At 37.3% G+C, this 14,604-nt stretch carries 13 protein-coding genes; 1 reads left to right on the plus strand and 12 read right to left on the minus strand.

All coding sequences use genetic code 11. The features are described from left to right. Positions 1 to 14 precede the first annotated feature (14 nt). The 5 genes from pth to purR all read right to left on the minus strand — a co-directional run bounded on the left by pth (position 15) and on the right by purR (position 4,064). Positions 15 to 644 (minus strand): aminoacyl-tRNA hydrolase, encoded by a 630-nt coding sequence (gene pth, locus R2876_02360; GenBank protein ID MEZ4357461.1) that lies wholly within the window; start codon positions 642 to 644, stop codon positions 15 to 17. Continuing rightward, on the minus strand, positions 584 to 1,291 hold the full coding sequence (locus R2876_02365; GenBank protein MEZ4357462.1) for an HAD family hydrolase: 708 nt from the start codon (positions 1,289 to 1,291) through the stop codon (positions 584 to 586). The genes pth and R2876_02365 overlap by 61 nt, the downstream gene beginning before the upstream one ends. Before the next feature lie 12 nt (positions 1,292 to 1,303). After that, positions 1,304 to 2,683 (minus strand): bifunctional UDP-N-acetylglucosamine diphosphorylase/glucosamine-1-phosphate N-acetyltransferase GlmU, encoded by a 1,380-nt coding sequence (gene glmU / locus R2876_02370; protein MEZ4357463.1) that lies wholly within the window; start codon positions 2,681 to 2,683, stop codon positions 1,304 to 1,306. 144 nt (positions 2,684 to 2,827) lie between these two features. Next, complete coding sequence (gene spoVG / locus R2876_02375) at positions 2,828 to 3,106, minus strand: septation regulator SpoVG (protein ID MEZ4357464.1); 279 nt, start codon at positions 3,104 to 3,106, stop codon at positions 2,828 to 2,830. Between the two features lie 124 nt (positions 3,107 to 3,230). Beyond that, the gene (purR, locus tag R2876_02380; protein ID MEZ4357465.1) at positions 3,231 to 4,064 is read right to left on the minus strand and encodes a pur operon repressor; all 834 of its coding nucleotides are present in this window, start codon (positions 4,062 to 4,064) and stop codon (positions 3,231 to 3,233) included. 142 nt (positions 4,065 to 4,206) lie between these two features. Between purR and murC the strand changes: the two genes are divergently transcribed. Continuing rightward, a complete protein-coding gene (gene murC, locus R2876_02385) occupies positions 4,207 to 5,586 on the plus strand; it encodes a UDP-N-acetylmuramate--L-alanine ligase (GenBank protein MEZ4357466.1) in 1,380 nt (459 codons plus the stop codon). A 50-nt stretch (positions 5,587 to 5,636) separates the two neighbouring features. Here the strand turns inward: murC and R2876_02390 are convergent, their stop codons facing one another. The 7 genes from R2876_02390 to spoIIE all read right to left on the minus strand — a co-directional run bounded on the left by R2876_02390 (position 5,637) and on the right by spoIIE (position 14,535). Further along, positions 5,637 to 6,638, minus strand: a complete 1,002-nt coding sequence (locus R2876_02390) for a ribose-phosphate diphosphokinase (protein MEZ4357467.1) — start codon at positions 6,636 to 6,638, stop codon at positions 5,637 to 5,639. Between the two features lie 120 nt (positions 6,639 to 6,758). After that, positions 6,759 to 7,583 (minus strand): PHP domain-containing protein, encoded by an 825-nt coding sequence (locus tag R2876_02395; protein MEZ4357468.1) that lies wholly within the window; start codon positions 7,581 to 7,583, stop codon positions 6,759 to 6,761. A 63-nt stretch (positions 7,584 to 7,646) separates the two neighbouring features. Further along, positions 7,647 to 9,509 (minus strand): ATP-dependent zinc metalloprotease FtsH, encoded by a 1,863-nt coding sequence (ftsH, locus tag R2876_02400; GenBank protein MEZ4357469.1) that lies wholly within the window; start codon positions 9,507 to 9,509, stop codon positions 7,647 to 7,649. Positions 9,510 to 9,577: 68 nt separating this feature from the next. Continuing rightward, a complete protein-coding gene (gene hpt, locus R2876_02405; GenBank protein MEZ4357470.1) occupies positions 9,578 to 10,129 on the minus strand; it encodes a hypoxanthine phosphoribosyltransferase in 552 nt (183 codons plus the stop codon). Positions 10,130 to 10,145: 16 nt separating this feature from the next. After that, positions 10,146 to 10,682 carry a hypoxanthine phosphoribosyltransferase gene (gene hpt, locus R2876_02410; GenBank protein MEZ4357471.1) on the minus strand — a complete coding sequence of 179 codons (537 nt, stop codon included), beginning with the start codon at positions 10,680 to 10,682 and terminating at the stop codon, positions 10,146 to 10,148. A gap of 26 nt (positions 10,683 to 10,708) precedes the next feature. After that, on the minus strand, positions 10,709 to 12,091 hold the full coding sequence (gene tilS, locus R2876_02415; protein MEZ4357472.1) for a tRNA lysidine(34) synthetase TilS: 1,383 nt from the start codon (positions 12,089 to 12,091) through the stop codon (positions 10,709 to 10,711). Positions 12,092 to 12,195: 104 nt separating this feature from the next. After that, on the minus strand, positions 12,196 to 14,535 hold the full coding sequence (gene spoIIE / locus R2876_02420) for a stage II sporulation protein E (protein ID MEZ4357473.1): 2,340 nt from the start codon (positions 14,533 to 14,535) through the stop codon (positions 12,196 to 12,198). Positions 14,536 to 14,604 lie beyond the last annotated feature (69 nt).

A 14,604-nucleotide genomic window follows, 5' to 3' on the forward strand; every position in this document is an offset into this window, starting at 1 on the left:
CTGCCATTCACCATCTAATTAAAAAGCTGCTGTGCTCTGTCTACCCCCTCAGTTATTATAGAAATGACTGCATCTGACGCATTTTCGTATCCGCTTAAAACATCATTTCTTTCTTTTTCATCAAATCTTCCAAGGACGTGTTCTATCATATCTCCGTTAGGTTTTCCAATGCCAACGCGCACTCGCGCAAAATCTTCACTGTCCAAATAATCTACAATAGACCTAAGCCCGTTATGCGTACCTGCGCTTCCGCGCTGCCTTATCCTGATTTTCCCAACCGACAAATCTACATCGTCACTTATTACTATTATCTTATTTAAAGGTACTTTATATGCCTTAACAACTTCCAAAACACATTCTCCGCTTGAATTCATAAATGTCTGCGGCTTTATTAAAGCTATATTCTTGCCGTTTATTTCGCACGAAAAAAGTTCGCCTTTTAACTTAAAAAGCGAGGCGGATGGATATTTTTTCAATATAATATCTATTATGTCAAATCCTGCATTATGTCTTGTATGCCTATATTTTGATCCTATATTGCCAAGACCGAAAATATAATATTGCGCATTTTTTAGATTGCTCTTTAAATCTGAGGCAGGTCTTTTATGTAATTTAGAAAATCCAAATACCCTCCTGAAGGACATTCTGCTACCTCCTCTTTATTGCCTACTAAGTGCTCTGTTATTATAAACACATCCATTCCAAGTTTAGCCGCACACATATCCTCTTTTGTACTGTTGCCTATCATGATACATTCTTTCGGCAAAAGGTTATTTTTATCCAAAATCTCAGAATAATAATCTAAATCCGGCTTTGAAAAATGTGTATTATCTATATACGAAATATAATCGAATTCTTCCGGTGAAAAACCAGCCCAGTTAATGCGTTTTATCGTTACGTTTTTTGGGAAAACTGGGTTAGTCGCTAAAATAAGCTTGTAGTTTTTAGATTTAGCTATGTCTACAGCTTCCCTGCATATATCCTCTTTTCGCGTTACTTGTTTGACTTCGTCGTAATAACGTTCGTAAAAGGAATCAAAAACCGGCTCAAAGATATCTCTTTTTACTTGGGCCAGCTCTTCTAGCTTATCATTGAAAGCCTGTTCATTGGTTTTATCTGGGTGCCTCTCTTTAAACATATGCCAAACGGCATCGTTAAAGGTCTTTATGTCTATCCCCGCCTCTTCCAAAACCATACTCTTTTTAATTAGCTCATAATATTTTTTAATAAAAATATCCATGTCAAGAGGCAAAAGTGTACCATCCAGATCAAAAAGTATTGCCTTCTTCATCAATATCCCCTTTTATTTTTCCTTCTTAACTATACCGTCCCAATCCTGTTTTATCGTTTGGCGGGAGCGTGCTATGCAAAGGCTGTTTTCCGGCACATCACTGGTCACGGTGCTGCCAGCAGCTATATAAGAACCGTCCCCGATTGAAACCGGCGCTATTAAATTGACATTACATCCTATAAAGCAGTTTTTGCCTACATGTGTCCTGCATTTTTTAGACCCGTCATAATTGACAAATACAACGCCACATCCCACATTGGTTTTTTCTCCGATTTCTCCGTCTCCTACATAAGTTAAATGAGAAACCTTGGCTCCGTCTGCAATATATGCATTCTTAACCTCTACAAAATCGCCCACGCGGCAGTTATTCCCGATATTAGATTCCGGCCTTAAATATGCGAAAGGACCGACTATCGTGTTATCCCCAACCAAGCTTTCAAGTATAACTGAATTTTGTATCTTAGTATTAGAACCTATTTTAGAATCTGCTATCCGGCTACCCGGGTAAAGTATCGTTCCCTCACCTATGACTGTGTTGCCTTCCAAAGTCACATTTGGATATATTATACTGTCAGTACCTATTTTAACATCTGCATCTATATACGTATTTTTAGGGTCAATTATAGTTACCCCGTTAAGCATGAGTTTTTCTAAAACACGCATCCTTAAAACTTCACTTACTTGGGCAAGCTGTACACGCGTATTAACACCCATGCATTCTGCAGTATCTTTTACTTGCATACTCGCAACTTTTTTGCCCTGCTTATAAAGCAACTCTACTATGTCTGTCAGATAATATTCGCCCTGAGCATTTACCGGCCTTATCTGTTTTAAACATTGCGATAAAAGTTCTTCTTTTACACAGTAAACAGAAGCGTTTATCTCTTTTATGTTAAGCTGCTCTTCTGTTGCATCTTTATGTTCAACTATTTTTTCAACTAATCCGTTTTTGTCCTTAACTATTCTCCCATATCCCGTTGCATCTTCAAATGCTGCAGACAAAAGACACGCATCGTAATTTTCGTTTCTCGTCTTGTCTATTAGCTCTTTAATTGTTTTGGGTGTAATAAGAGGAGAATCTCCTGCTAAAATAAGTATGTAACCGCCTTTGCCTTCAAAAAGCGATGAAGCGCACATAACTGCATGGCCGGATCCTAGACGTTCGCTTTGATGTGCATACTTAATGTCATCTTTGAAATAAGCCTTGACTTCATCTACCCCTTTTCCGACAACGGCTATGATTTCACCGTTTACCGCTTCGAAAACCGCATCCTTTACCCATCCTAAAAGCGGCTTATTAAGTGCACTAAACATGACCTTTGGCTTTGATGATTTCATTCGTGTACCTTCTCCAGCCGCTAGTATGACTGTTATAATATCGCTATCGCTCACCTTTTTAATCGCTCCCTTTTTATAGTCTAATAGTAATTATATCATAAAACTATATTTAGAAAACCTTTTACATACAAAAAACGGGCATAGATATAGATAGCCCGTTTCCGCTTCCTCAAAAATAATTTTCTACTAATTTAGTTTTTACTCGTTTGTCTCTACATTGTCGTCAGACATGCTCTCATACTTTTCAAGTATAGCGGTGTGCAGTTGTTCACGTACTTCTGAATTAATAGGATGCGCTATATCCTTATATTCACCAGTAGGCGTCTTTCTGCTAGGCATTGCAATAAAATTGCCGTTTTGTCCTTCGATTACTTTGATGTCGTGTACTACAAACATGTCGTCGAAGGTAACCGAAACTATTGCTTTCATCTTTCCGGCTATGCCAACTTTCCTAATGCGAATATCTGTGATTTTCATTCGATTTACCTCCAAGATTGGATAACTGTTAGAAAGTCCATATTATTTAATAAAATTCTACATTTAATAGAATTATCCTTTTTTTTATATTAAAAAACTTAATATTATTAAAAATTTACATCTATTACTTTCCTAAAGTGCTATTTTCATGTATATTTGGCAAAAGTCGAATAATTTGGTTCTCCTCATCAACCTCATACAATGTAAAAAGAGACTCAAATCCTTTTACTTTCTTCTTTTCAGGGTACATAGTCGATATTACACAGCCTATGCCCTCAACGCTTACATCGAATTCATTCACCATATCACTGATGGCCCTTACTGTCCCTCCGCCGGCTATAAAGTCATCTATAATCAATGCCTTTTTCTTTGGCAGCATAGCCCTTTTAGCTATCGAGATAGTTTGCAATTTTCTCGTTGTTCCGCTTAAATAATTTATCGTAACTATAGAACCCTCTATTATCTTGCTTAACCTTCTGGCTATTACCACAGGCTTTTTCAATACTTGTGCGACGGAAAGCGCAACAGAGATCCCGTTTGTCTCTGCCGTTACAATATAATCTATATGTAAATGTCTAAAACGGGAAGCCAATATTTCACCAATAGGCTTTAGTGTATCTGTATTTAGCAATACATCTGTAATATAGATGAACCCGCCTGGAAGTATGCGGTTTTTATCGCAGAAGACCTTAGCAGTATTTTCCAAAAATTCTTTTTCAAAATCCATATTCATGAACGGCATATACTTAACGCCGCCATTTTTGCCCGGCTTGATTAACAATTCGCCTTGTCCGCCTTTTGAAAATGCGTTTTTAATTATTTGAAGGTCTTCGCTTAAAGTAGATTTAGCACAAGAAAATAATTGGCAAAATTCACTTAGAGAATAAACCCGTCCTGCATTTTTTATAAATTCTGTAGTCAAAAACACAATCCGTTCTTTTCTCGTTAACTTATCCATAAAAATCCCCTCATACTTTCTCCTAAATTATACAAAACTTTTGCCTTAAATAAAAGTTATAATTTATTTTACTTGATATTTGATATGCATTTGACATATAATGAATTGTTAAAATTTATTATTATGAGGTACTTTTTAATATATGTCAAACAACAAACTATTAAATCTGCCGACAAAACGCGTCCACTTCATAGGTATAGGCGGGTGCAGCATGTCTGGTTTGGCTCTTATTTTACATAATATGGGGTTTCATGTAACTGGATCCGACATAAGTGAATCATCTTATACCAAGCTTCTCTCAAATGCAGGTATAAATTTTAAAATAGGCCATTCTCCTGATAATGTTGATGGAGTTGACTTGGTTGTTTATACTGCTGCCGTTAAACCCGATAATTGTGAATATATGCGTGCCGAAGAAAAAAACATACCATTGATGAAAAGATCTACTCTTTTAGGCCATATAAGCGAGCTTTATAAGACTGTTATCGGTATATCCGGCTGCCATGGTAAAACCACTATAACGTCTATGCTGGCGATAATATTATCTTATTGCAATATAGATGCAACAGTCCATGTCGGCGGCCTTGTCAAGCAATTAAACGGGGGCATCAAAATAGGAAACTCGGATATCTTTTTAACCGAGGCCTGCGAGTATGTCCAGAGCTTCTTGAAATTAAAGCCATCCCATGTTTTGATAAACAATATAGACGATGACCACCTTGATTGTTATAGGGATATTGACCATATCTACCAGACATTCAAACAATTTGCCTTAAAAGTAGATGAAACTGGCATAGTGTTCGGCTGTGGCGATGAACCTATGGTAGTAAAGCTTTTAGGTGAGTTGACAGCACCGAATATAACATATGGATTAAAAGAATCTAACGATTATTACGCAAAAAATATCACTTTTGATAAAATGGGTAATGTAAGTTACGATCTGTTTATTAAAGGGGCTTTTTCTGGGAAAGTAATATTGAACATCCCCGGTACTTATAACGTAGTCAATTCACTTGCAGCTATATCGGTTGCACATGAATTGTTTAACTTAAGCATAGAACAAATAGCGGCTTCACTTTTGACCTACACCCTTACCAAACGCCGGTTTGAGGTGCTGGGCGTAAGAAACGGCGTCACCGTAATCCACGATTATGCACACCATCCTACAGAAATAAAAGTGTGTATAGATGCATGCCGGAATTATCCTAAAAAGAAACTGTTCGTCGTATTCCAGTGTCACTTGTTTTCACGCGCTAAGACATTAAAAGATAAATATGCAACCGCATTTGTCGGTGCCGACATAGTCCTAGTGCCAGATATCTGCGGTGCCCGTGAAAAGGACGACGGGACTATTCATGCAACGGATTTAGTTAAGGCAATATCTGAAAATACACCTGCGATATATCTAAAATGCTTTGACGAAATAAACGAATACATTAAAAAGCATGCTAAAAGCGGAGACGTAGTTCTGACGTTAGGGCCAGGTAATGTAAATAAATTGTCTTTAAAATTATTACAATAATTTAACTTAAATAAAAAAAGCGGTACATCCGCTTTTTTTATTTAAGTTAATTATTTTTCCCCTTTAGTACATATAGAATCCTTAATACGTACTGGAAGCGATGAAAACAAAGGGCTTACAGACTCACGGTTATGAACGCGCATAACTGTTTCTGCGAAAAGCGGCGCCACCGAAACTATAGAAATCTTCTTGCTCTTAAGTATCCACGGATTATCGACTGTATCCGTACCTATTACATGTTCTATAGGGCTTTCTTCTATCGCTTTAACACCTTTTTCCCGTAAAATCATATGTGAAAGGCATGCGATAATACGCTTTGCGCCAAGCTGTTTTAAACGTTTTGACAGGTCTATCAAAGTTCCGCCTGAAATTGAAAAATCATCGACTATGAGACAGTTCTTGCCTTTAACATCTCCGATGATATCTAAAATTTTTGCATTTTCGTCATGTGCGACCCTGGTTTTATCCCCTATTGCAACGGGTGTATTTAAATAGTCTGCAAATTTTCTTGCCGATTTAGCATACCCTGCATCCGGTGATACGACAACTAAATTATCCATGATATCCATGCTACGTACATACTCACAAAGTATTGGCATAGCATATAAGTGGTCTACTGGCTTTTTAAAAAATCCTTGAACTTGCACGCTGTGAAGATCCATGGTTATAACCCTGTCTGCTCCTGCGACCTCGATGCAGTCTGCACATATGCGTGCCCTGATAGAAACCCTCGGTTCGTCTTTTTTATCTCCTTTAGCATAACCGAAATATGGTATAATCGCAGTAACCGAATTACAACTTGCGCGCTTAAATGCGTCCATCCAGAACAATATTTCTACAAATTCATCATTTGGGTTCATACCGATTGGCTGTACTAAATATACGTCTTTATCTCTTACTGTTTCCTTGATTCTTATAAATATGTTTCCATCTGAAAATGTAATTACTTCCGAATCCCCGATTTTTGCCCCGATATATTTGCACATCTTTTGTGCAAAAGACAACCCCGAGGATCCGGCAAAAATCTTGATATCACCATCTTTTGATAACATATGTCGCGTCCCTTCTATAGGTGTTATTTTATAAAACTGATATGATAATTATTATCATATACATAATACCATTTAAGAGTATATATTACAACATTTGAAACTCTAATATTGCAAAAAGTATTATGATTTTTCAAAAAGCTCATCTAAGCTTTTAAGCAAATAATTGTCTTCTTTGTAAGTCGATCCAATGTCAAATCCCACCCGGTTAACTCCGTGAAAATCACTGCCGCATGTAACAAAAAGCCCGCTTTTTTTAGCCAGCGAAACATAAAACTCCGTCATTTGCTTATTATGAGAAGGATAATATGCTTCAATTGCAGTTATTCCCATTTCGGTTAAGTTTTTTACAAGCCTTCTTATTCCGCTTCCGAACAATAACGGATGTGCAAGGCATGCAAAACCGCCGGATGATTTTATCATATCTATAGCCTGTTTAGATGTTAGCCTCTGCCTTGGCACATAAGCTAAAGCCCCTACCTTTAAGTACTTATTAAAAGCATCATCAATACTATCCGCGTAGCCCTTGTCCTTAAGTACTTTTGCTATATGCAGCCTCCCAACAGACTTGCCCATAGAATACCCGTATATATCATCTAAACTGATATTAATACCTTTTAACTTAAGTTTATCAACTATTTTTTTAACACGCCCTTCGCGGGACTGCTGAAGATTTAATAAACTATTGTTTAACTCATCATTTTTAAAATCTATATTATAGCCTAATATATGTATCTCACGCGAAGTCTCAATACTTAGCTCGATTCCGGGGATAACTCTAATTCCGCACTTTTCCCCCTCGTCTTTGGCATCGGCTACCCCGCTTATACAATCGTGGTCTGTTATGGCAAGCGTTCCCACTCCCTTTTTATTAGCATAATTTACTACTTCCCTAGGTGCCATCGTTCCATCAGACATACTTGTATGAATATGTAAATCCCAAATCATAATGTTTTCCCTTAAGACTTTAAATAAAAATGCACCTCAATCGGTGCATTTTTATTGTTATAATTATATAGTTTCCCCGGAGAAAAGTGTTTCAAATTCTTCTCCGTATAATTTTTCTTTTTCCATTAAAATTATGGATATCTTATTTAACTTAGTAACGTTCTCTCTTAATATGCTTTTTGCCTTTTCAAAGCATTCCTCCAAGATACGTTTTACCTCGCTGTCTACAACTGATGCGGTTTTATCACTATAACCCTTGATATGGCCAAATTCTTTACCTAGGAATATCTCCTCGTTGTCCGCCAGATAAACTGGCCCTATTGAATCGCTCATTCCATATTTAATGACCATGTTTTTCGCAAGTTCTGTTGCACGCTGCAAGTCGTTTATCGCACCTGTCGAAATATCACTTAATAAAATACTTTCAGCAGCCCTGCCGCCAAGCATCATAACTATGTCGTCTAAAATCTTATTTTTAAGTACATGCGACTTCTCCTTTTCAGGAAGGGTCATAGTATATCCTGCGGCCATACCGCGTTGTATTATAGATATCTCATGGACAGGGTCTCCATGCGGAAGTACCTTTGCGCAAATGGCGTGCCCAACCTCATGGATGGCAGTTATCCTCTTATCTTCTTCCGTAACTACATGGCTCTTCTTTTCAAGGCCGGCAATAACTCTCGTTATTGCTTCTTCGATTTCACTCATGCCTATATCTTTTTTATTTCTGCGTGCAGTGAGTATTGCGGCCTCGTTTAGTACGTTTTCTAGATCCGCACCTGTAAAGCCAACAGTCCTCTTTGCTATAACTCCTAAATCAACTTCAGGGTTTAACGGTTTGCCGCGCGAATGGACTTTTAAAATATCCTCTCTGCCCTTTATATCCGGATAATTGACGATTATCTGCCTGTCAAATCTGCCCGGTCTCATCAATGCCGGGTCTAATGTATCTACCCTGTTTGTAGCAGCCATTATAATTATTCCGTCGTTGGCATTAAATCCATCCATCTCGACCAGCAACTGGTTCAAAGTCTGCTCTCTTTCATCGTTGCCTCCGCCCATGCCAGCTCCTCTGTGCCGCCCGACAGCATCGATTTCATCTATAAATACTATGCACGGCATGCTTTTCTTAGCGGTTTCAAACAAATCACGTACACGCGAAGCGCCAACACCGACAAAAAGTTCCACGAAGTCAGAGCCGCTTATGCTGAAGAAAGGAACATTTGCCTCTCCGGCAACAGCCTTGGCAAGCAGTGTTTTACCACTTCCAGGAGGTCCAATCAACAATACGCCTTTTGGTATCCTTGCACCGAGTTTAGTAAACTTATCAGGGCTCCTCAAAAAGTCTACTATTTCTCGCAGTTCCTCTTTTTCCTCGTCTGCACCTGCAACATCAGCAAATGTCTTTTTGCTCTTTTCGTTATCCGCTAGCCTTGCCCTGCTCTTGCCAAAAGCTATAGCCTTGTTGTTTCCTCCCTGGGTTTGCTTCAATAAGAAATACATAAATATTCCTGCAGCACCCAATATGATAAGGTATGGCAAAATACTCTCTAAAAGCCCCGGCCTTATAGTAGCTGTATATCTTATATTAAATCCATATTTTTCAGGATCTGTTTGTCCTGTTATGGCCTGTATATCATTTCTTAAAACTTCTTCACTTGATATATATGCATAAAAGTCGTAATCACTGGGGAAATTTTTATCTTCTATTTCTGTATCATTATAAATACCAACTATTTGAAGGTCTACTTGGTCGTTAATAATAGCAATTTCCTTTATATTACCCTCTTTTACATGCTCCAAAAATTGAGAATATTCAATTTTTTTATCTTTCGCGTTTCCGCCAATTCCTAAATAACTGATAATCAATATCACACAAACGATAGCAATAAGATAAACAAGCGGTCCGCGAATTGATTTCTTCACTATATAAATTCCTCCTTAAATTTACTCTTAATAAAACATTTTATCATTATTCATTTTTTTTAGCAATGCTAACACCTATAAATTTCCTCTTTTAGTGCTCCTAAATATTCCAAATTCCTGTATTTTTGAGCATAGTCAAGACCATAGCCAACGATAAATTCATCCGGTACTTCAAATCCTACATAATCTGGCTTGAATTCAACTTTCCTCCTCGACGGTTTGTCAAGGCAACAGCATGTCTTTAAAGACTTAGGGCCTCTGGCCTCTAAGTTTTCATAAAGATATTTAAGTGTAAGACCGGTATCTATTATGTCCTCAACAATAATGACGTCTTTGCCTGTTATATCCTCTTCTAAATCGTAGTTTATCCTGACAGCGCCAGATGATATAGAGCTTAAGTCGTAAGAGGATATAGCCATAAAATTCATATGTACCGGCAAGCTTATTTCCCTTGCCAAGTCAGCATAGAAAATTGCCGCTCCACGGAGTATTCCAACCATAATTATATCTTTACCTGCGTAGTCTTCACTTATCTGTTTCCCCATCTCCGCAACTCTTTTTTCTATCTGTTCTTTTGTTAGTAATACGTTTTTTATATCTTTCTCTAAAATTTTCCCCATATCTTTAATACTCCACTTAACTGTAAATCTCTTTTTTTAATACTCCTACCAAGTTCATGTTCCTATAAACTTCGCTGTAATCAAGTCCATAGCCGACAACAAACTCATCTTTAATAACAAATCCCGTATAATCTGGGACTATATTGACCTTGCGCCTCGATATTTTATCTAAAAGGCAGCACGTTTTTATCGTTTTAGGTTGCCTTATCTTTAATAGGTCCAAAACATATTTAAGCGTATTTCCACTATCGATTATATCCTCTACAATAAGTACGTTTTCACCTTCTATATCTGCATCGAGGTCATACCGTAAATGTACGTTTCCTTCAGACTCAGTTTTGCTTCCATAAGACGAGACATCTAAAAATGCCATTCTTGCATCCATATTAAGCCGGCGGAAAATATCTGCAAAAAACATTATCGCGCCTCGTAAAACGCATATAACTATGAGCTTTTCGGCACCAAAATCTTCATTTATCTTTTCGGCAAGTTCATTAAGGCGATTCTCGATTTGCTCTTTTGTAATACAGACTCTTTCAATATCATTTAACATAATAAATCCCCAGTACCCCTACTTTTTTATATTTTAAAAAGCCTTATAAGCAAAATATTTTTAGTCTCTTCACTTAACGCAACTCTTTGCGAAATACCTATGCCAGACACCCAAAACACCTCCGGCCCATGTGCTAAAACTACTAGTTCATTCCGTTTTTCAAGCGGTATTTTTTTATCCGATAGATAATCTTTAAGTTTTTTCTTGCCGCCAAGATTCAAAGGATATATAAAATCTCCCGTTTGCCTGCCTCTAAAAACCATGCTTCTAGGAAGTTTGTCTAAATCTAAATATTCTTCGTTTTCATCTTTACATGATAAGTCCTTATCAAAAGATTTCTTTATTTCTATACAAAAATCTTTTATTTCTATTATCTTATCATGTGCCTTGTCGAATTCAATAATTTCGTTTAAACTTTCTGTAAATAATTTCTTTTTTCCACTTGTATTTTTATATATCTTAAGTTCGCCATATTCAATTTGAGCTATAAGCGCCCTTTTTATGCTTACTTCTTTATTTGTTATAGACTTTTCACACAAAACAATTATATCTTCTATATTTTTAAGCGATATATCAGTTAAACCAAATAAAGCACTTATGGAATTTCTTAAAACCCTTCGCCTGATACTTATATGTAATTCATTTAAATCTTTTGTCTTTATAGTTATAACACCGTCGCTTAGATCAACAAAAGAATCTAAAAGCCTGTTAGCTATAGTATCCATAAATTCATTTTCAGCACGTAATATATCGCTCGTCCTTCTAAGCGCCGAATATAAATTTGGGTTTATTTTAAGAAGTTTAGGTATTATATCCTTCCTTAAAAAATTTCTCGTATATTTTATATCTTGATTTGTTACGTCCTCCCTGTACTCAATGGCATTTTCTTCAATATAATTTAGTATATCTTCCTTTTTCACATCTAGCATAGGGCGCCAGATATTAGGATTGCGTATTTCGCTCATGCCTATTAGCCCTGAAATACCGCTTCCCCTGATAAAATGAAGCAAAATACTCTCTATATTATCCTCCAAATGATGTGCTACCATCACGGCATAAATATCATTTTCACGGCTTGCCCTTTCAAAAAAGGCATATCTGGCCTCCCGTGCTGCCATTTCAAGGGTTTGTCCGTTTTTGAAGGCCAGTAAAGGAACGTTTCCTTTTTCCATTATAAAGGGTATACCATTTATATCGCAAAATCTTTTGACAAAGATAGCGTCTAAGTTAGACTCTTCTCTTATGCCATGATCATAATGCAAGCAGACAAGAGATAGCGAAAAGTCTTTTTTCAAGCTATTTATGGCATGCAAAAGCGCCATAGAATCCGGGCCGCCGGAGCATGCTACAGCTACTTTCTTACCATTACATTCTGTAGTTTTCAAAAATTCTCTTACTGAATTAAACATTACAAAACCCCAGTTTAAAATCAAGAACTAACTATATTCTATACAATTAGCTTTTTGTTAGCAATAAAAAAGAGACTAAATAGTCTCTTTTTTATTAATTATGCCTAATTTTCCTGTTCCCCGTAAGCTTTCGTCACCATAACTGTCATGTCGTCTTTCATTTTATCTTCGATTCTCGACAATGCCAGCCTTAAAATATTTTCTGCCGCCGTCTGCGGAGAAGAATCTTCTAATATAGTGCCTTCAATTATCTCGCTCATTTCTTCCTCTTCAAAAAGGTCCGAGATGCCGTCTGTTACCATTACGATATAGTCGTCTGGGGCTATCGTTTTAAAGCTTGTAGCCGGCGTGACTTCATCCAAAATGCCTATCGGCAATGCACCTGCTTCCACCTTGGATACCTCTCCCTCATGGAGTATATATGACCTTTCCGCACCTATCTTGGTAAACTGTGCGCTGCACTTGACCAAATCTAGCATACACACGTCTACAGTAGAAAACATATCGTTTGGCCCTTTTAATATCATAAGGCGGTTTATGGTATCGAATACCGTTTTATCGTCGAATCCTGCTTTATAAAAGTTTTCTATAAGCGACACTGCTGCATCGCTCTCTTTTCTTGCTTTTTCCCCGCTGCCCATGCCGTCGCATAGTATTGAAAGATACCTTCCGTCCTTTAAAGTTAAAAATGAATGGGTATCTCCGCTTACCTTCTTTTTAGGAAGAGATGCTACGCCGGTCATAACACTTAATTTCTTTTTCTCCTCATACCTTAAATCGCAAACTTTTTTCCCGGGGTAACATTCGTATTCCCTAAGCATCATCTTTTTACCTAGGCTTTCGTTTATCTCCTTTAATATAATCGTATGGCACACATGGTTGCCTTTGCAGGCCGGCGTTTTTACGTATACACTTACAGAGGAATTAAAGCTTTCAACTGCCACTTCTTTAACGGCGATACCATTTTTAACAAGCCGGTTTCTTATATCTTCTTCTGCCTCGTCTAAAAAAGACAGCCCTAAGTCCATTTCATATCCAAGTGCTCCTATTATCCTAGAAACACCAACAAGCTGCTCCCCTGTTACAAGGCGGCTTTCCTCAACTTTTTTCTTCCACCTGGCATTTATCAAAAATCCGGCAAATACATTCTGTGCATTTTTTATAAGCGTGTTTATGTCCATACACTTTTTTTGAAAGTTTAGCGGTATTTTTGTCCTGTCTATTCTGCCGTATTTCTCGTGGCTTACATACATCTTTTGTAGTATAGAATAGGTATTTATAAAATCTGTTCCCCAGCAAGTCCTGCAAAATACACACGATTCACAAGTCCTTGCCGCCACTTCTTCTATTACTCCGGATACGTCGCTGTCTATATTCGCATTTTCCTCGGCGGTCGTTTTAAAAAGCTCTCCTGTCGTAAAAAATACGTTTGCTATCTCTTTCAACCTGCCTACCGTAGCTTTTTTAAAGCGGTTGAAATGTATCTCCTGCTCATAGGTTCTAAGTACGTTTATATCCACGAACCTTGCCATGCTCTTAAGCATTTTATTCGGAAGCGTCAAAAAGATAGCAGCTGCAATTATACTTTCAAGTATCGGTACAAGCTCGTTAGACGTAGCCGTTAATGTAAGTATCACAAAAACTATGTTTATCATTGTAAATGAAAGTGCCGCAAAATATTTATTAGACCTTTTAAACAGCCCTGCTATGAGTGCCATAAACGACATACTGGCAATAAGCCCAACACCTGTACCTAAAGTAAGTGAAGAAAGCATCCCAAGAGTTGCGCCGAGTATGGCGCCTAGGCCTGCCCCGCCGATATACGATACGGTTAAGACAGCAAACATACATATTATATTTACAGGTGATATCCCGGCCAGCTTGACCCAGCCAAAGCTAAGTAATACGCTTAATGCCAAAAATGCCGAACATACTATTTCCTCTTCAGATAAAATATTTTTTTTAGCAGACGCAAAAAATACGCTTAATGCTTTTTCAAATATGTATATAAGTACGAAACTTAAGAATATCTCGAATATAGTAACTATAAAATCATACGGGGTTTTGTTTTTAAACAATAAAAATGCAGACAAAAAAGAAACTGCAACCATCAAATACGAAACCAACCTGCTGTTATTTTTGAGCGTATACTTTTGCAATATAGTCAACCCACCCATTATAACGGCAGCAGAACTGTATACGCCTATTAACTGAGATTTTAAAGTTAAGGCACCTAATAAAGCGCCCAGTATTACGCCATATAGATTTATTTTAGAATTTTTCCGCGAAGCAGCTATCAGGCAAATACCAGATGGTGCTATTGTATCTAAAAAAACAGTGTTAGTAATAATAAATGAGATAATAAATGAAATTCCAGACAGTAATACCAAGCGGGCCGCAATCTCTATGCTGGATTTCTTCTCCGCCGATTTTAAAGCTTGCATAATTTTCTTAATCCTCACATATAATCTTAAGATATAGTAAAATTATACGTAATTTAAGCCCTAAACAAT

Source organism: Eubacteriales bacterium (assembly GCA_041390245.1).
Lineage (GTDB): Bacteria > Bacillota > Clostridia > Christensenellales > JAWKQI01 > JAWKQI01.